This window comes from Pectobacterium wasabiae CFBP 3304 (assembly GCF_001742185.1).
Classification (GTDB): Bacteria; Pseudomonadota; Gammaproteobacteria; order Enterobacterales; family Enterobacteriaceae; genus Pectobacterium; species Pectobacterium wasabiae.
In genome coordinates this window covers 1,013,211-1,034,830 of the sequence record NZ_CP015750.1, presented here as the reverse complement: position 1 = coordinate 1,034,830, position 21,620 = coordinate 1,013,211, and the positions used below count along the sequence as shown (strand labels likewise).

Here is a 21,620-nt window from a genome sequence, read left to right as displayed (position 1 = left end):
TATTAGCGGGTACGTGCAGCCAGACGTTTTTCAATGGCATCCATCAGCATGCCAGTGATGGACACGTCCGGGTAGGCCGCTTCGATTTCACGCACGCAGGTCGGGCTGGTGACGTTAATTTCTGTCAGGCGGTCACCGATGATGTCCAAACCAACGAAAATGAGGCCTTTGGCTTTTAACGTTGGTGCGACGTCGCGAGCGATTTTCCAGTCGCTTTCGGTCAGCGGACGTGCTTCGCCGCGACCACCGGCTGCCAGATTGCCGCGTGTTTCACCGCTTTTGGGAATACGCGCCAGGCAGTAGGGAACGGGTTCTCCATCGACAACCAGCACGCGCTTGTCGCCGTCTTTAATCGCAGGCAAGTAATTTTGCGCCATGCAGTAGCGGCTGGCGTGCTCGGTCAGGGTTTCGATGATGACAGAGACGTTGGCGTCATCCTGCTTCAAACGGAAAATAGACGCGCCGCCCATGCCGTCCAGCGGTTTGAGAATAACGTCGCCGTGCTTTTCATGGAACTGACGCAGTTTGTCTGCACGACGTGTGACGAGCGTATCGGGTGTCAGATGTGGGAACCAGGCCGTGAAGAGTTTCTCATTGCAATCACGCAGGCTTTGCGGCTTGTTGACGATCAGCGTGCCTTTCTCTTCTGCGCGTTCCAGGATATAGGTGGCGTAGATGAACTCCGTATCGAACGGTGGATCTTTACGCATCAACACCACATCCAACTCTTCCAGCGCGATATCCAGCTCGCCAGAGAAATCGTACCAGCCGTCGTAGTCGTACTGGACACTCAGGCGGCGCGTTGTTGCTCGCGCGACCCCAGCATGCATATAGAGATCGTTCATCTCCATATAGTGTAATTCCCAACCACGGCGCTGTGCTTCCAGCAGCATGGCAAAGCTGGTGTCTTTCTTGATATTGATGGTGTCAATCGGGTCCATCACGATACCGAGTTTGATCATTCTTTTCTCCTTTACCCCAAATCGCCGAAACGTACCTGTAAGGCGGTCATGGCGGTGAGTGCAGTGGTTTCTGTGCGCAAAACGCGTGGCCCCAACAGGATATCAGTGAATCCGTGTTCTGAGGTCATGGTAATTTCACTGGCGGTGAGTCCGCCTTCTGGGCCGATCAGCAACCTAACCCGATCTACCGGCAGCGGTAGCGTATTGATACTCTGTGTAGCACGTGGGTGCAGATTCAATTTCAGCGCGTTGTCTTGCTCCGCACACCAGGCTTCCAGCGTCATCGCTGGCCGAACCAGCGGCACACAGTTGCGACCAGACTGTTCACAGGCGGCAACCGCGATTTTTTGCCACTGGCTAATTTTCTTCTCCATACGGTCTGCATCCAGTTTTACGCCACAGCGTTCAGACAGCAGCGGCGTAATAACATTGACGCCCAGCTCGATGGATTTCTGAATGGTAAATTCCATCTTTTCGCCGCGCGACATCACCTGTCCCAGATGCAAATGCAGGGGAGATTCTTTGTCTTCCAACTTACCTGCTGTGACGCTAACGCGCACACTCTTTTTTCCAGCCGCGATGATTTCTGCATCAAAGACATGATTGCTGCCATCAAATAGCTGCAATGACTGACCCGTATTCATGCGTAACACGCGACCGACATGGTTGGCGGCATCGTCGCTCAGTTCGACTTCACCACCGTTAAGGGGGAGTGTTTCGGGATGAAAAATGCGTGGTACTCGCATACTGAATTAAGACCTTTGAATGAGGTGCCGGCACAGGTGCGCCAAAAATAGGCAAAACTACCGTCATCCGACGGTAGTTTTGCTGGAAACTGATTCGCTATAGTAGGTAGACGAATTAGCGCTGGCAAGCCTGTTGAACGTAGGGATTAGGGTTTCCCTGTTTTGCGGCGATGCGCTGATTGCGGGTACATTCCCATTGCGTGACGGGGTACTGCTTATCCCAGGCTTCAAAGAGCTGAGTCTGCTGGCTAGAAAGGCGTAACTGATAGCGGTCGCGCATGTAGAAATAGGTGCGTGCGATCTGGCCGCGGGCGCGAGTCGGTGGCTCTGCCAGATTGTTTTTGAAATCGACCTTCATCTCGCATTGACCATACTGGGATGCACCACCGTTCCACTGGCCATACATGGCATTGCCGCGATCGCCGTTAACCTCACCGATAGCGGGTTGCAGGTTATGCAGATCCGTTTCCATCTCACGGTAGGCGGGGTCGCTGTTACAGTTCTTTCTGCCGCCATCCTGCCAGCACTGGCGCTGGTGGCCGAACTGCCAGGCGGGAACAACGTGCTCCCACTCAATGCGGCTGGCACGTTGTTCATTCTTTCTGACCTGATAACCGCAGGATTCCAGATCGGGTGTACCTTTCTTGCCCTGCCACGTAATTTTACAGCCGCAGTAGAACGACCCCGGCGCATCGCGATTAATGTCGACAGCGGCGGCTTTTGCCTGCGAAAAATTATTGATGTTTTGACTCTGTGCGGTGGCCGAAAACAGACCCGCGCCAACGGCGGCGATAGCGAGAATTTTGCGTAGCATATTCCAAATAATCCCCAGGCGGTAAAGTTGGCAGACTACCGGATGTCCCGGCGGCAGGCAAACGTAAAAGCAGTTTTTAAAACTGGAAATTCCGGTTTAAATAGAATTTGTTACATCATGACGTAATGTTTTCCCGCAACGACGGCAGCGATATTCTGTTTCACCACGTTGTACCCGATTGTGTCGACGGATTGTGAGCTCATGCCGTTGGCAATCGCAGAGGTAGGTGAAGGTTTTCCCCTGCACGGATTGCACGGCAAACCGATGCGTGCGTTTCGCCGGGACGTGCAGGACGTTTTCCATCATCCAGCGCCACTCTTTGCCATGGGGAGCGACACGACCAAAACGCGCGTAGACCAGCAGATGAGCCAGCTCATGAGGAACGACTTCATCGATAAAAGTCTGCTGATTTTCCTGCAACAAAATGGGATTCAGCCGAATTTCCCAGTGTTGTAGCCAGGCTGTTCCTGCGGTTGAACCGCGTTGCTGGTAGTTCACCGTGGGTTCAGCGTAGTCGGCCTGCAAGGTGAGATTGGCCTGCTGCAACTTATCACGCAGGCAGCGCATCACAGCCTGATGGCTGGCAATGGGGATTCGGGGAGTGTTCATTTCTGTGAGCATAAATTGAGTGGCAGGGAGACGCAATAGGCGAAATAGAGGGAAACAGCGGGGAAGTCAGAATGAAAAACGGCGAATTTTCATTCGCCGCTTGGTGTTTGTTGCATCGCCAGATTACAGACCGGCAGCGTCACGCAACTGCGCGGCTTTGTCCGTTTTTTCCCATGGGAAATGTTCACGGCCAAAGTGACCATAGGCTGCCGTTTCCTGATAAATCGGATGCAGCAGATCCAGCATCTGGATTAAGCCGTAAGGACGAAGATCGAAGAATTCGCGCACTAGCAGCGTCAGTTGCTCGGTAGACACTTTCTCTGTGCCGAAGGTCTCGATCATGATGGACGTCGGTTCCGCTACGCCGATAGCGTAGGACACCTGAATCTCGCAGCGATCGGCCAGACCCGCGGCCACGATATTCTTGGCAACATAGCGTGCAGCATAGGCAGCAGAACGGTCTACTTTAGACGGATCCTTACCAGAGAACGCACCGCCACCGTGACGTGCTGCGCCGCCGTAGGTATCAACGATGATTTTACGACCCGTCAGGCCGCAGTCACCCATTGGGCCGCCGATAACAAAGCGTCCGGTTGGGTTGATGAAATATTTGGTGTTGGCAGACAACCACTCAGCAGGCAGAACTGGTTTGATGATCTCTTCCATCACCGCTTCATGCAGATCTTTCTGGCTAATGTCTTCTGAATGCTGGGTAGACAGTACCACGGCATCAATACCAGCAATCTTGCCATCGTCGTACAGGAACGTAACCTGGCTTTTCGCATCTGGGCGCAGCCACGGCAGAGAACCGCTCTTGCGAACCTCTGACTGGCGCTGGACCAGACGGTGTGCATATGTCACAGGGGCTGGCATCAGTACGTCGGTTTCGTTGGTCGCATAACCGAACATCAGACCTTGGTCGCCCGCGCCTTGTTCCAGCGGATCGCGGCGGTCAACGCCCTGATTGATGTCAGGAGATTGCTTGCCAATGGCGCTCAGTACGGCGCAAGAGTTAGCGTCAAAGCCCATTTCAGAATTGACATAACCGATATCACGCACGGTACGACGGGTAATTTCTTCGATGTCGACCCAGGCGCTGGTGGTAATTTCACCACCGACTAACACCATGCCGGTCTTTACATAGGTCTCACAAGCGACACGCGCTTTTGGATCTTGCTCCAGAATGGCGTCGAGAACCGCATCAGAAATCTGGTCAGCAATTTTATCTGGGTGTCCTTCAGAGACTGACTCGGACGTAAAAAGGTGTTTAGCCATGAGTTTCTTTACCTTCAAATCAAAGCCGTTAAGCAGTATATCAGTTAATCGGTATAGACGGATTAACATCTGGATGGCTATTCTAGGTCACCTTTTGGTCTCAGTGCCAGTAGTTTTTCGCATTAGCGCGCCATCGTCCTTTTATCATCGGCCATTTTTTCTTTTACAGGAGATGACTGGCGGTAATTTTCATTTTGCTTTTCCAGTAGCATGTAGGTATAAAACGGCGAGCGATGGTGCAATCTGCAACATCTTAAATTTCTCATTGATAGCTGACCGCATTGGCTGCGGCGCGCGTGGAGGTGATTGGATTAATGATCCGTTGTTTACTGAGTGTATTGCCTTCGCAATACGTCCCTTTTGACGCTATCGCGTCGGCGACTCAACCCTTCTTTTCCGTTTCCAGACGTAGCCTGTCGTTAAATTCAACACAGGACTCCAGGGCTGGTTAATCTGCCTGTTATTCTTTCTGCCAGAAGCGTTTAACGCCTTTCTGGTCACGTTCGCCCGGTGGTTTTCACAACGAGTTTCCTCGACCCGTAACACGGAGCCTGACAACGTGTTTTACACTAATAAGAGTAATAAAGTGACGGCATACTTCACTACGCCGGTTTTTTCACTGTCGATGCCGCATGTTGCAGGTATGCTCATGTGGGCTGTTTATTCAGGTACTGATGTGATCAGCAGTCTAGAAAAAGAAGAGGTTCGTTATGTCTGACGACATGATTCATCACGGCTCGTCAGCGACGGGTAAACATGAAAATTTGCGCTCTATGCAGGAGGTTGCCATGAATGACCGTAATGCCAGCGAAATGCTTCGTACCTACAATATTGCCTGGTGGGGCAATAATTATTATGACGTCAATGAATTAGGCCACATTAGCGTGTGTCCAGACCCCGACGTCCCAGAAGCCCGCGTCGATCTGGCCAGATTGGTCAAAGATATGCAGAGAGATAACCATCAGCGCCTGCCTGCGCTGTTCTGTTTTCCGCAAATTCTTCAGCATCGCCTACGCTCGATTAACGCGGCGTTTAAACAGGCTCGCGAATCGTTTGGCTATGAAGGCGGCTATTTTCTGGTTTATCCGATCAAGGTTAATCAGCATCGTCGCGTCATTGAGTCATTGGCTAATTCCGGTGAGCCGCTGGGTCTGGAGGCGGGTTCAAAAGCTGAACTGATGGCGGTACTGGGCCACGCGGGTATGACCCGTACCGTCATTGTGTGTAACGGCTACAAAGATCGCGAATATATCCGTCTGGCACTGATCGGCGAAAAGCTGGGCCACAAGGTTTATCTGGTCATCGAGAAGATGTCTGAAATCCGACTGGTGCTGGAAGAGGCGGAACGTTTGAATGTGGTGCCACGCCTCGGCGTTCGCGCACGTCTCGCGTCTCAGGGATCGGGTAAATGGCAATCCAGCGGCGGCGAAAAATCCAAATTTGGTCTGGCGGCGGTTCAGGTACTGCAACTGGTTGAGATGCTGCGTGAGGCTGGGAAATTAGATAGCCTGCAACTGCTGCATTTCCATTTGGGATCGCAGTTGGCGAATATCCGTGATATCGCGACGGGCGTGCGTGAGTCTGCGCGCTTCTATGTCGAGCTGCATAAGCTGGGCGTGAATATCCAGTGCTTTGACGTTGGTGGCGGTTTGGGGGTGGATTATGAAGGAACCCGTTCCCAGTCTGACTGTTCAGTTAACTATGGTCTGAACGAGTACGCTAACAACGTGATTTGGGGCATCGGCGACGCCTGTAACGAGCACGGGTTACCGCATCCGACGGTTATCACCGAATCTGGCCGTGCGGTCACCGCACACCATACCGTGTTGGTTTCCAATATTATCGGTGTTGAACGTAACGAATTCAGCGAACCTACCGAGCCAGAAGAAGACGCTCCGCGTGCGTTGGAGAGCCTGTGGTCAACTTGGAAAGAAATCAAACAGCCGGGGAAACGCCGTTCGCTGCGTGAGTGGTTGCATGACAGCCAAATGGACTTGCATGATGTGCATACCCAGTACACGCACGGCATGTTGGACCTGACGCAGCGTGCAAAAGCAGAACAGCTTTATCTGAGCATCTGTCAGTTGATTCAGGAACAACTGGATCCGAGCAATCGAGCGCATCGACCAGTGATTGATGAATTACAGGAACGCATGGCTGACAAGCTGTATGTCAACTTCTCGCTGTTCCAATCCATGCCGGATGCATGGGGTATCGATCAACTGTTTCCGGTACTGCCGCTGGAAGGATTGGATAAGCCGCCTGAGCGTCGTGCTGTCCTGCTGGATATTACCTGTGATTCCGATGGCACGATCGATCATTATGTCGATGGCGATGGGATCGCGACGACGATGCCAATGCCGCCTTACGATCCGGAAAACCCGCCGCTGTTAGGCTTCTTTATGGTGGGTGCCTATCAGGAAATTCTGGGTAACATGCATAATCTGTTTGGCGATACGTCGACCGTTGACGTGTTTGTCTTCCAGGACGGCACCGTTGAGATTGAAGAGTCTGACGAAGGGAATACGGTTGCCGATATGCTGGAATATGTGCAGCTTGACCCCAAAGTGTTGATGACCCGTTTCCGCGATCAGGTGAAAGAAACCGACCTTGATGCTGAACTTCAAGCGCAGTTCATGGAAGAGTTTGAAACCGGGCTGTATGGCTATACTTATTTAGAAGATGAATAAGTGGTGATGGGTTGAGTGAAAAGGGATGCAAGTGAGCATCCCTTTTTTTCGTCGGCGATCAGATAAGCGAATGACTTATATTGATATCGGTTGCTGGTTTGGGAAGGGAATCAAATTCTGCAATGACGCTGTCTTTGAAGATAATTTTAGCAATAAGCAGTAGGGAGTTTTTATCCTGAACGCCATATTTATTCAGTAATCTTGATTTGCTGTTCAGTACTGATTTCTTATTTAACCCGATAAGATCGGCAATCGTTTCTGCTGAGTAACCCGCACTCCAATACTGAAATACCGCATATTCAGATTTCGATAGCCTGACGGGGCTGAATAGACGGCGATCGTGATAATGGACGACATCGAGCAATTTATAAAAAGAATTAATGTGTGCCGATTTTGAAATAAGGACCGTTTTTTCGTCAATGCACACGGGGGGGTGATTGGGGGAATTATTGATGATAATGAACGATGACGCCATATTATAAAAGTGGGTTCTTATCGACTCATGGTATTCCTCAAAGCCTTCGCTACTACCGTCAATGATGAAAATACACTTTTTCTTTCCTTGCTGCAGCGTAAACCTATTGACCGGTTTTATCGAGAGCATAGGTATGCTCGATAGGATTTCCCGTAATCCTACCGTGGTAAAATTGCATTTACTGAAAATTCTCACATCCATGATTTTTAACACATATGAGTTTATTGTCTGAAAGTGGTCACAAACCAATAATCGTTGCTGATGTTGTCCAGCTATTAGGAAATCGCGACCCTGAAGTGTCTTGCATCACTAAAAGCTGGAGCCTCTAGATAAATCTGTGGAAGCGACAACCGATTTTATTATCTATCTCTATGAACAAACTGGAAAAATTCTTATCGGCGTAACATAGTATGCTTGATTTACTGGTTTATTTCTATCTTTAAATACATGGGGTTATCCCATCCTTCCTGCTATTGCGGCGTGAGTCTCTGCGTTAATCGCGGCTGCCTGTTTGTCCGTATGTCACTACATTCACTTTCTTCTGCTTTCCAGCATCTGGAAATCTGCTGAGCATCGTTTCTTAAAAAGAGAACGGGACAGTAAATATGATTGAAAATAACTATCTATTTATATTTATTAATTCTTAAATCCTATCATGATGAGGATTGAAGCAATTAGAGATCGCTGTTATCCAACAGCTTACAGGTAATACGGCGGGGATGATAGTGGTCGGATGACTAACGGGCAATTGAGATTTTTTCAATTGCCCGGGGATATTCTTGCGGGTAATCAGAGCGTGTGATTACTTCTCGGTAGCGATGCGTTCACGGATGTGTTTGGCGCGCCCTTCAGATGAAGGATGGGAATCAAACATACTGCTCTCATGACCGGCATCCAGTTTAGCGAGTTTCTCAAAGCTGGTTGCCAGGCCTTCTCGTTTGATGCCGCGTTTCTTCAGCAGATCAAAGGAATAGTCATCAGCCTGACTTTCCTGAGATTGAGAGAATTGGGAATTAACCAGTTCTTCGCCCAAATCGGCTAGCTGTGATTGCGATAATGATGCTGCCACGCCGCCAGCAGAAGCAACGGCGGTACGTGCGGCAGTCGCAGCATAGGCCACCTGCATTGCTTTGCGGGTGTGTCCCAGTGCAACGTGGCCCATTTCGTGGCCGAGTACACCTTCTACTTCATTATCATTCATCATGTCCATCAGGCCGCTGTATACACGAATACAGCCATTAGCCATTGCCCAAGCGTTAACATCTTTTGTCAAATACACCTTGTAATTCGCTGGCGTACCGTTGATATCGTGTCCCAGTGCATCTGCAATTTTATTCAGACGCTGCGTATATTTGCTGTCAGCCGGGGCAACTTTTGCCTCTTTATCCATTTGCACACAGGACTGATCGCTGAGTGTTTTAACATCAGCATCGCTGAGCGTTGCCGCCTGGAAAGCCTGCGCGCCGGATTGCATTAAGGTACTGGTGTTTAAGTTCTGGCAGCCGGTCAGCAAGGTTGCGACACACAGAGCCAGCACAGAGGAACGAATTGCCATAAAAATCATCTCCCTACGATTGTGTTTGTTTTTAATGCGAAATAAAAGCGGGTATAAACTACCCGAAAAAAGCATAGAGAAATAGATCGGAAAATCTGATTTTTATTTTTTGGCGCTAGCCAACAGTCGATAAATCTTGTTGCCACGCGTTCCAAAAAAGCACGATAGGTAAAGGCGAAGCTACTGGAAAACAGGGCGTATGGTACTGTAATCAACTGCACAATTGGCAAAAGAACCGCGATTGATTCGTTAGCTGATTAATCCCTGTTTTTTACTCACGGTTCCATGTGCATTCGCTACATTTTTCATGTACATTTGTAATCATATTTATTTTGTCATTCCTGCTTAACTAACTGATTAGTATGAGTTATTCGGGAAGGTATTCGTTCAATCCGATCTGGAGTCAAGCATGTCCTCTCGTAAAGAACTTGCCAATGCTATCCGTGCGCTGAGCATGGATGGGGTGCAGAAAGCCAAATCCGGTCACCCGGGCGCACCGATGGGCATGGCCGATATCGCCGAAGTACTGTGGCGCGACTATCTTAACCATAATCCGGCCAACCCTAACTGGGCTAACCGTGACCGCTTCGTGCTGTCTAACGGCCACGCGTCCATGCTGATTTACAGCCTGCTGCACCTTTCCGGCTACGACCTGCCGATTGAAGAACTGAAAAACTTCCGTCAGATGCACTCTAAAACGCCGGGCCACCCTGAATACGGCTACACCGCTGGCGTCGAAACCACCACCGGCCCGCTGGGTCAGGGTATTGCCAACGCCGTCGGCATGGCGATTGCCGAACGCACGCTGGCGGCGCAGTTCAACCGTCCGGGCCACGAAATCGTTAATCATCAGACCTACACCTTCCTCGGTGACGGCTGCATGATGGAAGGGATTTCCCACGAAGTCTGTTCGCTGGCTGGCACCATGAAGCTTGGCAAACTGACTGCGTTTTATGATGACAACGGCATCTCCATCGACGGTCACGTTGAAGGCTGGTTTACCGACGATACTGCGGCCCGCTTTGAAGCCTACGGCTGGCACGTCGTGCGCGGCGTAGACGGTCACGATGCGGACGCTATCAAGCGCGCCATCGGCGAAGCACAGCTTGTCACCGACAAGCCGTCGCTGCTGATGTGCAAAACCGTGATTGGTTTTGGTTCACCGAACAAAGCCGGTACGCACGACTCCCACGGTGCACCGCTGGGCGATGCAGAAGTTGCTGCATCCCGCGAACAGCTAGGCTGGGCGCATGCGCCGTTTGAGATCCCTGCTGATATTTATGCTGCTTGGGATGCGAAACCGGCCGGTCAGCGTAAGGAAGCGGCCTGGGACGAGGCGTTTGCCGCCTATTCCAGCGCGTACCCGGAACTGGCTGCCGAGTTCAAACGTCGCAGCGGCGGTGAGCTGCCAGCCAACTGGCAGGCTGACGCACAGAAATTTATCGAAGACTTGCAGGCGAATCCGGCGAAAATTGCCAGCCGCAAGGCTTCGCAGAACGCACTGGAAGCCTACGGCAAACTGCTGCCGGAATTCCTGGGCGGTTCTGCCGACCTAGCGCCGAGCAACCTGACCATCTGGTCCGGTTCGGTATCGCTGGATAAAGACCACGCGGGTAACTACATCCACTACGGTGTGCGTGAATTCGGCATGACAGCGATTGCCAACGGAATTTCGCTGCATGGCGGTTTTGTGCCGTACACTGCAACCTTCCTGATGTTTGTGGAATACGCCCGTAATGCGGTGCGTATGGCCGCGCTGATGAAAATCCGCAGCATCTACGTCTACACCCACGACTCTATCGGTCTGGGCGAAGACGGCCCGACGCACCAGCCGGTTGAACAACTGGCCAGCCTGCGCGTGACGCCGAACATGAGCAACTGGCGTCCAGCGGATCAGGTGGAAACAGCGGTGGCGTGGAAATACGCTATCGAGCGTCAGGACGGCCCGACGTCACTAATCCTGTCACGTCAGAATCTGGCACAACAGACGCGTACCGCTGAACAGTTGGCGAACGTGGCGAAAGGCGGTTACGTGCTGAAAGACAGCGGCGGCCAGCCGGAGCTGATCCTGATTGCCACCGGTTCTGAAGTCGAATTGGCTGTTGGTGCGTATGACAAACTGACTGCCGCAGGCCGTAAGGTACGTGTGGTATCAATGCCGTCAACGGATGCGTTTGATAAGCAGGATGCAGCCTACCGTGAAGCGGTGCTGCCGAAAGCGGTATCAGCACGTGTGGCGATTGAAGCGGGTATTGCGGATTACTGGTTCAAGTACGTCGGCTTGAACGGCGCGATTGTCGGTATGACGAGCTTCGGCGAATCGGCTCCGGCTGAACTGCTGTTCGAAGCATTCGGCTTCACCGTCGATAATGTGGTCGAAAAAGCGCAGGCGCTGCTGAAGTAATTAGCCACGCTACACTCCCGACATAAGAAGCCGTCAGCTAACGCTGGCGGTTTTTTTCATCTTTAATTTTTCCCCACTGCTCTGCACATTTTGCCCTCTCTCCAACTCCCGTTTTTTTAGTTTTATGACGCAGGTCACTCTTCTGGCGTGTGCCAAACGAGAATATTTCTTTTATGCGTTAATTCGTTTATTCTAGCTGAAGCGTTTCAGTTGTTGTGCTGACTGCGTTCCGCTAGGGGTTCTCTGGTGTCTAAGAAGGGTATATTCTATGCATTGAGCATACCTGCCATGACACAAGGAACCACAAAGAACGCCATGACGATCCGTATTGCGATAAACGGTTTTGGCCGCATAGGCCGCAGTGTTTTACGTGCATTGTATGAATCGGGCCGCCGAGCCGAGATTACCGTGGTAGCGATTAACGAGCTGGCGAGCGCGGAAGGCATGGCGCATTTGCTCAAGTACGACTCCAGTCACGGTCGTTTTTCGTGGGATGTTCGTCAGGAATGCGACCAGCTTTATGTCGGCGATGATTGTATTCGTCTACTGCATCAGGCAGAGATTCAGCCATTGCCCTGGCGAGAACTCGGTGTAGATATCGTACTGGATTGCAGTGGTGTCTACGGTAGCCGGGAAGATGGGGAAGCCCATTTGGCGGCAGGCGCAAAGAAAGTGCTGTTTTCTCACCCGGGAACGACGGATTTGGATGCCACAGTGGTGTTCGGCGTCAATCACCATCAGTTGGAAAGCGGGCACCGCATTGTTTCAAATGCGTCCTGCACGACCAACTGTATTATCCCGGTGATCAAGCTGCTGGATGATGCCTTCGGTATCGAGAATGGGACGGTGACGACGATCCACTCATCGATGAACGATCAGCCGGTGATCGATGCTTACCATCACGACCTGCGGCGTACACGCGCTGCCAGTCAGTCGATCATTCCGGTAGATACCAAACTGTCGGCAGGGATCACCCGTATTTTTCCGCAGTTTGTCGATCGTTTTGAGGCGATCTCGGTGCGGGTGCCGACGATTAACGTCACGGCAATTGACCTGAGCGTTAGCGTCAGGAAAGCCGTAAACGTGAATGAAATTAATGCACTATTGCAAAAATCAGCGCATGAGTCGTTTCGTGGTATAGTTGATTATACTGAATTGCCGCTGGTGTCGGCTGATTTTAACCACGATCCGCACAGTGCCATTGTTGACGGCACGCAGACTCGGGTCAGTGGTCAGCACCTGATTAAAACATTAGTCTGGTGCGATAACGAATGGGGCTTTGCCAACCGGATGTTGGATACAACACGGGCGATGGCAGCCTGCGGTTTCTAGTACGACGGTAGCGATCAGGGGTCGCTATCTCGCTCAAGCAACTTTAAAAGAGAATCAACAAGAGGATTCACCATGTCTGTAATTAAGATGACCGATCTGGATCTGGCTGGTAAACGTGTTCTTATTCGTGCGGATCTGAACGTACCAGTAAAAGAAGGGAAAGTGACGTCTGATGCGCGCATCCGTGCCTCTCTGCCGACCATCGAAATCGCGTTGAAACAAGGCGCTCGCGTTATGGTCACTTCCCATCTGGGACGCCCGACCGAAGGCGAGTACAACGAAGAATTTTCTCTGCTGCCTGTCGTTGACTACCTGAAAGAGAAACTCTCTTCTCCTGTACGTCTGGCGAAAGACTATCTTGATGGTGTTGATGTCGCCGAAGGCGAGCTGGTTGTACTGGAAAACGTCCGCTTTAACAAAGGCGAGAAGAAAGACGACGAAGTCCTGTCCAAGAAATACGCGGCGCTGTGCGATGTGTTCGTGATGGATGCCTTCGGTACGGCACACCGTGCGCAGGCTTCAACCCACGGCGTGGGTAAATTTGCCACTATCGCCTGTGCGGGCCCGCTGCTGTCTGGTGAACTGGAAGCATTGGGTAAAGCATTGAGCGAACCCGCACGTCCGATGGTCGCCATCGTGGGTGGCTCTAAAGTTTCTACCAAACTGACTGTACTGGATTCTCTGTCTAAAATCGCCGATCAGCTGATCGTCGGTGGTGGTATCGCGAATACCTTCGTTGCTGCACAAGGCCACAACGTGGGTAAATCCCTGTACGAAGCCGATCTGATTTCTGAAGCGAAGAAGCTGCTGGAAACCTGTGATATTCCTGTACCGAGCGATGTGCGCGTGGCGTCAGAATTCTCTGAAACTGCAACGGCAACCCTGAAGTCTGTTACCGCCATCAAAGATGAAGAGCAGATTCTGGATCTGGGTGATGTTTCCGCAGAGCGTCTGGCTGAAATTCTGAAAAATGCCAAGACCATCCTGTGGAATGGCCCAGTTGGCGTTTTCGAATTCCCGAATTTCCGTAAAGGAACCGAGATCATCGCGCGTGCTATCGCAGAGAGTGACGCATTCTCTATCGCAGGCGGCGGCGATACGCTGGCTGCGATCGATCTGTTTGGTATTGCAGATAAAATCTCCTACATTTCTACTGGCGGCGGCGCATTCCTGGAATTCGTTGAAGGGAAAAAACTGCCAGCAGTCGTTATGCTGGAAGAACGCGCTAAGCAGTAATTTAAGGTAAGGGCTGATTTTTCCCCTTTCCTAGGGTTGTCTCGACATGGGGTTGTTGCAACATCATGTCGGGCGACCTGTCGATTGAACATCGATTTCTCTAACCCCTCCACGGCCAACGAAACGGGACACGTAACATGTCTAAAATTTTTGATTTCGTAAAACCCGGTGTCATCACTGGTGATGACGTTCAGAAAGTTTTCGCAGTAGCAAAAGAAAACCAATTCGCTTTGCCAGCAGTGAACTGTGTCGGTACCGACTCAATCAATGCTGTGCTGGAAGCCGCAGCCAAAGTGCGCGCGCCAGTCATCGTCCAGTTCTCTAACGGTGGCGCAGCATTTACCGCAGGTAAAGGTCTGAAGGCAGAAGGTCAGAAGGCGGCAATTTTGGGGGCGATTTCTGGCGCTCATCATGTGCACCAAATGGCTGAACACTACGGTATTCCGGTAATTCTGCACACTGACCACTGTGCGAAAAAACTGCTGCCGTGGATCGATGGCCTGCTGGATGCGGGTGAAAAACACTTCGCCGCTACCGGCAAACCGCTGTTCTCTTCTCACATGATTGACTTGTCAGAAGAGTCTCTGGAAGAGAACATCGAAATCTGTTCTAAATATTTGGCGCGTATGGCCAAAATCGACATGACCCTGGAAATCGAACTGGGTTGCACCGGTGGTGAAGAAGACGGCGTGGATAACAGCCACATGGACGCTTCTGCTCTGTACACCCAGCCGGAAGATGTTGATTACGCCTACACCAAACTGAACGCGATCAGCCCACGCTTCACCATCGCTGCCTCTTTCGGTAACGTGCATGGCGTATACAAACCGGGCAACGTGAAGCTGACCCCGACCATTCTGCGTGATTCTCAGGAATATGTTTCCAAGAAACATAACCTGCCGCACAACAGTCTGGACTTCGTGTTCCACGGTGGTTCCGGTTCCAGCGCTCAGGAAATCAAAGATTCCGTCAGCTACGGCGTAGTGAAAATGAACATCGATACCGATACCCAGTGGGCAACGTGGGAAGGTATCCTGAAATACTACAAAGAAAACGAAGCCTATCTGCAAGCTCAGTTGGGCAACCCGAAAGGCGACGATCAGCCGAACAAGAAATACTATGACCCACGCGTGTGGTTGCGTTCCGCTCAGGCGAGCATGGTTACGCGTCTGGAACAAGCCTTCAAAGAGCTTAATGCTGTTGACGTGCTGTAAGTAAGACGGCGTAAAAATGGTTTGATATTAAGACTCCTAAGGGAGTCTTAATTTTTGGTGCCAATGTTGCGGTTTCTGCCATCAACGTTATGCTTTCCCGGTGATTAAGAAAACAGGAGCGTTTAAATGGAAGAACTTAATACGGGATTGGATCAGGCAGGGAACTGGTTGGTGGCACATCAGAACTTGTTTTTACAGTATGCCGTGAATATTGTTGCAGCATTAGTGATCCTGATTGTTGGTTTGGTGATCGCGCGGATCGTCTCCGGCACCATCAATAAACTGATGATTAGCCGTTCTATCGATTCAACCGTGGCCGATTTCCTGTCTGCGCTGGTGCGCTATGGCATTATCGCGTTCACGCTGATTGCGGTATTAAGCCGGGTTGGTGTGCAGACTGCATCGGTGATTGCCGTGTTGGGTGCGGCGGGTTTAGCTGTCGGTTTGGCATTACAGGGCTCGTTGGCCAACTTTGCTGCCGGTGTGTTGCTGGTGATCTTTCGGCCTTTCCGCACTGGGGAGTCCGTCGATCTGGGCGGCGTATCTGGCTCGGTCACGCAGGTACAGATCTTCTCGACGACGCTACTCACCGCTGACGGCAAGGTTATCGTGGTGCCGAATGGCAAGATCATCGCGGGTAACATCATCAACAGTTCGCGTGAACCGGATCGCCGTACCGAAATTATTGTTAGCGTGGCTTATGATGCCGATATCGACGTAGTGAAAAAGCTGCTGGGCGATATTGTTGCCGCAGACGGTCGTATTCAGCACGACAAAGGCGTCACGATCCGCCTGAATGAAATGGCGGCTTCATCGCTGAATTTTGTGGTCTGGGTATGGACGACCAACGGCAATGCGCAGGCGGTGTACTGGGATCTGTTGGAAAGCTTTAAACGCGTGTTAGACGAACAGCGTATTGGCATTCCTTATCCACAGATGGATGTACATTTGCATAAGGTTCAGGAACGTACTGAATAATATGTGGCGCTGAGTGTGCTGACAAAGTGCGCAGGGCGGTGATAATGGGTAGATCGTAAAGACGCTGCAAGTACGTCCATGTACGCTCGGATTGCGCCATCCATGGCGCAAACGCTTTACTCTTCTATCCCATTATCACCGTTCTCATTCCATAAAGAGGTTTGCAAACGGTCTGGCTGATTATCGGGTGTCTGTAGATCCCTGATGAGTTCCTGCTTCTACTGTCCGTAATAGGCGTCTTTCCCATGTTTACGCAGGTAGTGCTTGTCCAGCAGAACTTGCTGCATCGCGCTCATACCCGGCGTCAACTGGCGTGAAAAAATCCCCATATAGGCTATTTCTTCTAGCACCACCGCATTATGTACCGCGTTGTGCGCGTCTTTGCCCCAGGCGAACGGGCCGTGCGCATTGACCAACACGGCAGGGATGTCTGTCGGGCTGATACCGCGCTGGCGGAAGGTTTCTATAATGACGTTGCCCGTTTCCTGCTCATAGTGCTGTGCAATTTCATCCTGTGTCATCAATCGCGTGCAGGGGATAGCGCCGTAGAAATAGTCTGCATGCGTGGTGCCCCAGGCGGGGAGATCCAGACCCGCCTGGGCCCAGATGGTGGCATGGCGCGAGTGCGTATGGACGATACCGCCGATCTCGGTAAAAGCACGATATAACGCCAGATGTGTCGCCGTATCTGAGGAAGGCTTTTTGTTACCTTCGATAGTCTGTCCGGAGGCCAGATCGACCACGACCATATCGTCTACGGCCATATGTTCGTACTCCACGCCTGACGGCTTGATGACCACCAGACCGCGGTCGCGATCCACGACGCTGACGTTACCCCAGGTGAACGTCACCAGATTGTGACGCGGTAAATCCAGATTCGCTTCCAGAACCTGTTGTTTAAGCTGTTGTAACGTTAGCATGGCATTCCCCCTTGTTGCATTTTCTGCTCGATCCAACGGCGTGCCTGAACGATCTCGGCGACCGGTTCATCAGCCTTCTCCGTCCACATTTCAATCAGGAACGCGCCACGGTAATTGAGTGCTTTCAATGTGCTAAAAACGGAAATGAAATCCACACAGCCTTCACCGAATGGCACGTCGCGGAACTGTCCGGGTGAGGTTGCGGTAACGGCTAAGGTGTCTTTCAGATGGATAGCGGCGATGCGATCGATACCCAACTGTAATTCTTGCGTGACATTGTTGCCCCAGGCGCTGAGATTGCCGACGTCTGGGTAGACGGTAAACCACGGTGAAGCCAGACAGGCATCCCAGGCTTTCCACTTGCTGATCGAGTTCATAAAAGCGGTATCCATGATCTCCACGGACAGCATCACCTGTGCGGCGGCGGCGCGTTCAACCGCCCATTGCATCCCTTCGGTAAAGCGTGCGAGCGTGCCTTCATCCTGCTGCTCGTAATAGACGTCATACCCAGCTAACTGAATGGTGCGGATGCCCACATCGTTGGCCAGTTGAATGGCCTGCTCCATGATCGTAAAGGCCCGTTGGCGTAGCGCCTCATCATGGCTACCGAACGGAAAACGCCGATGCCCGGATAAGCACATCGAAGGGATTCGAATGCCGGTTTCCAGCATCGCGTTGACCAACGAAAGCCGCTGCTCCTTACTCCACAGCAGGCGAGCCAGACGTTCATCGCTTTCGTCTACCGACATTTCAACAAAGTCAAAACCACAGGCTTTTGCCAGCGCCAGGCGCTCTGGCCAGGTCAGGTGTTTCGGCAGGGCTTTTTCATAAATACCTAATGGGTGTTGGCGCATACTAAGGCCTCCAGATGGCGTCAATGGCGGCGCGGAATTGGCGAGCCGAGTTTACTGGGTCAGGTGCATCTGCCAGTGCCCGTCCGGCAATGAATGCGGTGACGGCGATATCACGGAATAGCGGCAGATCCGCAGGGGTGATCCCTCCGGTAATAGACAGTTCGATGCCGAGGTCAGAGAGGGCTTTCATCATGTCCAGATCCTGCTGGCCCCAGGTTTGGCCGCTAGCCTGTGCATCGCGACCACGGTGGTAAATCGCCTGTTTGATGCCCAGTGCACGCCACGCTTTGGCATCTTCCAGCGTCCAGCGACCGAATAGCTCAATCTGGATCTCTCCCCGATGACGCTCTGCCACTTCTAGTGCGCTGGCCATGGTGGGTAGTGGTGCGGCACAGATCACGGTCATCCAGTTTGCGCCGTGGGAAAAGGCTTGCTCCGCTAGCGTTGCACCCGCATCAGCGACTTTCAGATCGGCCACCAGCAGATGGTGAGGGCAACGCTCGCGCAGTTGGCTGACGGCCTGAATACCTGCGCTGATACACAAAATGGTGCCCGCCTCGATGATGTCAACATAAGGGTGGAGTAATTCCACGGTGGTGAGGGCGGCTTCCAGTCGGGTGTGGTCGAGCGCCAGTTGCAGGCGGGGTTGCGTTGTCATTGTTTCTCCTTACCGGCGGGTTGCAGCGCTTTTAACGCGTCGACGAGCGCCTGATAGTGTTGGTATTTTTTGTCATAGGCCGCGCGAACGTGTTCATCTGGGGTAAGGCGTGTAATGCGTGGTGAGAGCGCCCGCTGAGCGGCAGTGACATCGCTAAAGGCGCCGCTGCCGACCATCGCCGCCATCGCTGCACCCAGACAGCCGGTTTCTTCTACCTGTGGGAGTTCGACTGGCAGGCCGCTGATGTCCGCGAACATCTGCATCCAGGGGACAGACTTGGCAGGGCCGCCGGTGATGCGCAACGCACCCACGCGAGGGAAGCGCTGACGCATACGATTCAGGTGAGCCATGTGGCAGAACACCACACCTTCGTAAATGGCCTGAACGAGATGTTCGCGCTGGTGGAACGCTTGCAGACCGTAGAAGCTGGCGCTCAGCCCTAATCCGGCGTTGGAGCCATACAAGAACGGGACAAACAGCAAGGTACTGCCTGCTTTCGGCAGATCCGAAACCCAACGGTTGAGCTGAGCATAATCGACCGCTAAACCGTTACTCAGCCCCCATTGTTGGCAGAACCATTCCAGATTGGCGGCAGACGTGGGGCTGGCTTCATGCACGATATAGCGTCCTGCTTCCGCATGGCGGCCATACACGAAGGGATGGTCGTAGCCATCGGCGAGTGAGTCGGTGATGCCGCTGGTGACTGACCATGTTCCCATCACGGCATTGAGCCGAGTTTCGTCCTGAAGGCCTGCGCACAGGGCGGTGGAAACCACGTCGAATAGCCCGCCGACGACGGGGGTTCCTGCCCGCAGTCCGGTTAGCTGTGCCGCTTCCGCGGTAATTCGACCTGCGATATCGGTAGAACCGATGATCGGCGGTAATGCGCCGATGATTTCCGCAATCCCGAGCTGCTCGGCTAGCGCTGGATCGTAGCGGCCTGTATCCATGTTGTAGAGGTTGGATTCGGAAATATTGGTTTCTTCACAAGCCCGTTCTCCGGTCAGGCAGAAACGTAGGTAGTCGTGCGCCATGAACAGCGTACCGATTTGCGCATAGCGTGTCGGCTGGTGGTCTTTGAGCCACCGCAGTAGCGAAACTGGATGGCCTGTCCACAGCGTTTGGCGGGTCTGAGGATAAAGTGCTTGCGGTATCCCTGCTTGCTGCCACGCCAGAACCTGTTCACGCGCACGCTGATCGGACGACAGTATCGCATTACCGAGCGGCGTGTCATGCTTATCCAGCAAGAATAGTCCTTTACCCTGGGCAGAGATCCCCACGCCGGAAATCGCGCTGGCGGGGATTGCCGTTCTGTCCAGCAGTTCACTAATCACCTCGGCAGCGGTCTGCCACAGAGTGTGCATGTCGCGCTCTGCCCAACCGGGTTGCAGTGTGGTAATTGGCAGATTGCGGCGTGCGATGCCGTATTCTGTTCCGGCGACGTCATAGAGCCCGGCTTTGATAAAGGTGCCGCCGCAGTCGAGCCCCAGAAAATAGTCCGTCATGCTGCCTCCGTGGACTCATCGCAGCGCGGTGGCAGCATCATGGCCAGTACGGCGGCAATCGCCAGCGAGATAGCCAGACTGTAGACGCCGACATCTTTGTTAAAAGCTGAAATCAGGACACCAACCATATAAGGGCCGCAGAAGCCGCCGAGATTGCCGAGTGCGTTAATGACACCACGAGCGCCGCCAGCGACTTCGGCATCAAACAGCTTGGGAGGAATGGTCCAGAACACCCCTGCGGCGGCCTGAATGAAGACGCCGCAGCCGACTAGCGCAGCATAGGACCACCAGATATGGCTTTTGAGCAAGACGGACAGCGCCATGCAGATAGCAAAACAGGCGAGCGGTAATGCGACGAAGACCTTACGTTTTCCTGAGTTATCGGACAGATAGGAGATCGTGAACATACCGACGATTGCACCGATATAAGGCAGAATAGCCAACATGCCGACCTGTTCCATATTGCCGTTGGTCAGTCCTTTCAGGATGGTGGGCAACCACAGGGTGTAGCCGTAAATACCTGTCTGGTAAAAGAAATTCACCAAAATTAACTGCCACATCAACTTTTCGCCCAATACCCGGCTTAGGGAGGCATTGCGAACGGTTTTACCTTGCAGGGCTGCTTGTTCTTCCTGCAACGTGTTGATCAGATACTCTTTTTCTGCCTGTGAAATCCATTTCGCTTCCTGCGGGCGGTTGCTGATGGTAAACCACCACAGCAGCATCACTACCAGCGAGAACGCTCCCTCAACCAGAAACAGCATGCGCCAATCCCAGTTTGTGATGACCCAGCCAGAAAGTGGGGCGGTCAAAATCCCGGCGATGGGCACAAACATGATGACAATCGCGTTGGCACGGCCACGTTCCTTATCTGGGAACCAGTTGCTGATCATCGTGAGCACCACCGGGAGCATGCCGCCTTCGGATACCCCCAGTGCAAAGCGCAAAAACAGTAACTGATACTGATTAGTCACCAGACCGGTTAATACCGAAATGATGGCCCAGGCCAGCAGTGACCAGCCGATAAACTTTTTACCGTTGCCGTGTACGGCGAGTTTGCCGCCCGGCACTTGTAAAAACAGATAGCCGATGAAGAAGATCCCGCCTGCGAGTCCGGCCATCGATGCCGTAATGCCCAGTTCGTCATCCATGCCGCCCGGCATTGCAAAGGCAATATTGACGCGATCCATATAGGAAATAATGCAGGTAATCAAAATGGGCGGTACGATCCGCAACCAGCGTAATCGAGGAATGTTTGCCGCTGTGTGCTGGCTAGAAGAAACCGTGGCTGTATTCATATCACCTTATCCTTCAACATGTTGCGTACATGACGTGCTTCCTTTGGGGCTTTTTCGCGCGTAGCGATCCCCACGCATGCCCGCAGGCATGTGTC

At 52.4% G+C, this 21,620-nt stretch carries 19 protein-coding genes; 7 read left to right on the top strand and 12 right to left on the bottom strand.

Translation table 11 applies throughout. From position 1 onward, the window contains the following. Nucleotides 1-2: 2 nt before the first annotated feature. The 5 genes from gshB to metK all read right to left on the bottom strand — a co-directional run bounded on the left by gshB (nucleotide 3) and on the right by metK (nucleotide 4,406). Nucleotides 3-962, bottom strand: a complete 960-nt coding sequence (gene gshB / locus A7983_RS04595) for a glutathione synthase (protein ID WP_005973082.1) — start codon at nucleotides 960-962, stop codon at nucleotides 3-5. Nucleotides 963-973: 11 nt separating this feature from the next. Next, a complete protein-coding gene (rsmE, locus tag A7983_RS04590) occupies nucleotides 974-1,708 on the bottom strand; it encodes a 16S rRNA (uracil(1498)-N(3))-methyltransferase (protein ID WP_005973084.1) in 735 nt (244 codons plus the stop codon). Between the two features lie 115 nt (nucleotides 1,709-1,823). Then, on the bottom strand, nucleotides 1,824-2,522 hold the full coding sequence (endA, locus tag A7983_RS04585) for a deoxyribonuclease I (RefSeq protein ID WP_005973087.1): 699 nt from the start codon (nucleotides 2,520-2,522) through the stop codon (nucleotides 1,824-1,826). A 96-nt stretch (nucleotides 2,523-2,618) separates the two neighbouring features. Continuing rightward, nucleotides 2,619-3,131 (bottom strand): SprT family zinc-dependent metalloprotease, encoded by a 513-nt coding sequence (locus tag A7983_RS04580; RefSeq protein WP_039478947.1) that lies wholly within the window; start codon nucleotides 3,129-3,131, stop codon nucleotides 2,619-2,621. A 123-nt stretch (nucleotides 3,132-3,254) separates the two neighbouring features. After that, nucleotides 3,255-4,406: a methionine adenosyltransferase gene (metK, locus tag A7983_RS04575; protein ID WP_005973092.1), complete on the bottom strand. Its 1,152-nt coding sequence runs from the start codon at nucleotides 4,404-4,406 to the stop codon at nucleotides 3,255-3,257. Nucleotides 4,407-4,965: 559 nt separating this feature from the next. Here metK and A7983_RS24115 point away from each other — a divergent pair. Further along, nucleotides 4,966-5,124, top strand: coding sequence for a hypothetical protein (locus A7983_RS24115; protein ID WP_005973095.1), 159 nt, complete (start codon nucleotides 4,966-4,968; stop codon nucleotides 5,122-5,124). Beyond that, the gene (gene speA / locus A7983_RS04570; protein WP_005973098.1) at nucleotides 5,117-7,096 is read left to right on the top strand and encodes a biosynthetic arginine decarboxylase; all 1,980 of its coding nucleotides are present in this window, start codon (nucleotides 5,117-5,119) and stop codon (nucleotides 7,094-7,096) included. The genes A7983_RS24115 and speA overlap by 8 nt, the downstream gene beginning before the upstream one ends. Nucleotides 7,097-7,154: 58 nt before the next feature. Here speA and A7983_RS04565 read toward each other — a convergent pair whose 3' ends face one another. Further along, entirely contained in the window at nucleotides 7,155-7,700 is a 546-nt protein-coding gene (locus A7983_RS04565) for a helix-turn-helix transcriptional regulator (RefSeq protein ID WP_005973101.1), read from the bottom strand. A 673-nt stretch (nucleotides 7,701-8,373) separates the two neighbouring features. Beyond that, nucleotides 8,374-9,126, bottom strand: coding sequence for a metalloprotease LoiP (loiP, locus tag A7983_RS04560; protein ID WP_005973104.1), 753 nt, complete (start codon nucleotides 9,124-9,126; stop codon nucleotides 8,374-8,376). A gap of 409 nt (nucleotides 9,127-9,535) precedes the next feature. Between loiP and tkt the strand changes: the two genes are divergently transcribed. From tkt to mscS, 5 genes are all read left to right on the top strand, one after another. Next, on the top strand, nucleotides 9,536-11,530 hold the full coding sequence (tkt, locus tag A7983_RS04555; protein WP_005973106.1) for a transketolase: 1,995 nt from the start codon (nucleotides 9,536-9,538) through the stop codon (nucleotides 11,528-11,530). A 315-nt stretch (nucleotides 11,531-11,845) separates the two neighbouring features. Further along, entirely contained in the window at nucleotides 11,846-12,862 is a 1,017-nt protein-coding gene (gene epd, locus A7983_RS04550; protein WP_039478949.1) for an erythrose-4-phosphate dehydrogenase, read from the top strand. A gap of 72 nt (nucleotides 12,863-12,934) precedes the next feature. Next, nucleotides 12,935-14,098: a phosphoglycerate kinase gene (gene pgk, locus A7983_RS04545; RefSeq protein ID WP_005973111.1), complete on the top strand. Its 1,164-nt coding sequence runs from the start codon at nucleotides 12,935-12,937 to the stop codon at nucleotides 14,096-14,098. Between the two features lie 137 nt (nucleotides 14,099-14,235). Continuing rightward, nucleotides 14,236-15,312 (top strand): class II fructose-bisphosphate aldolase, encoded by a 1,077-nt coding sequence (gene fbaA, locus A7983_RS04540; protein WP_005973114.1) that lies wholly within the window; start codon nucleotides 14,236-14,238, stop codon nucleotides 15,310-15,312. 126 nt (nucleotides 15,313-15,438) lie between these two features. Beyond that, on the top strand, nucleotides 15,439-16,290 hold the full coding sequence (mscS, locus tag A7983_RS04535) for a small-conductance mechanosensitive channel MscS (RefSeq protein ID WP_005973117.1): 852 nt from the start codon (nucleotides 15,439-15,441) through the stop codon (nucleotides 16,288-16,290). A gap of 218 nt (nucleotides 16,291-16,508) precedes the next feature. Here the strand turns inward: mscS and araD are convergent, their stop codons facing one another. The 5 genes from araD to A7983_RS04510 are packed head-to-tail and all read right to left on the bottom strand — an operon-like array spanning nucleotide 16,509 to nucleotide 21,525. Further along, entirely contained in the window at nucleotides 16,509-17,210 is a 702-nt protein-coding gene (gene araD, locus A7983_RS04530) for an L-ribulose-5-phosphate 4-epimerase (RefSeq protein WP_005973120.1), read from the bottom strand. Continuing rightward, nucleotides 17,204-18,064: an L-ribulose-5-phosphate 3-epimerase gene (locus A7983_RS04525; RefSeq protein WP_005973122.1), complete on the bottom strand. Its 861-nt coding sequence runs from the start codon at nucleotides 18,062-18,064 to the stop codon at nucleotides 17,204-17,206. Before A7983_RS04525 ends, araD begins: the two co-directional genes overlap by 7 nt. Before the next feature lies 1 nt (nucleotide 18,065). Continuing rightward, nucleotides 18,066-18,722: a 3-keto-L-gulonate-6-phosphate decarboxylase UlaD gene (gene ulaD, locus A7983_RS04520; protein WP_005973125.1), complete on the bottom strand. Its 657-nt coding sequence runs from the start codon at nucleotides 18,720-18,722 to the stop codon at nucleotides 18,066-18,068. After that, nucleotides 18,719-20,227 (bottom strand): FGGY-family carbohydrate kinase, encoded by a 1,509-nt coding sequence (locus A7983_RS04515; protein WP_005973128.1) that lies wholly within the window; start codon nucleotides 20,225-20,227, stop codon nucleotides 18,719-18,721. The genes ulaD and A7983_RS04515 overlap by 4 nt, the downstream gene beginning before the upstream one ends. Then, nucleotides 20,224-21,525: an MFS transporter gene (locus tag A7983_RS04510; RefSeq protein WP_005973130.1), complete on the bottom strand. Its 1,302-nt coding sequence runs from the start codon at nucleotides 21,523-21,525 to the stop codon at nucleotides 20,224-20,226. The genes A7983_RS04515 and A7983_RS04510 overlap by 4 nt, the downstream gene beginning before the upstream one ends. Nucleotides 21,526-21,620: the final 95 nt, after the last annotated feature.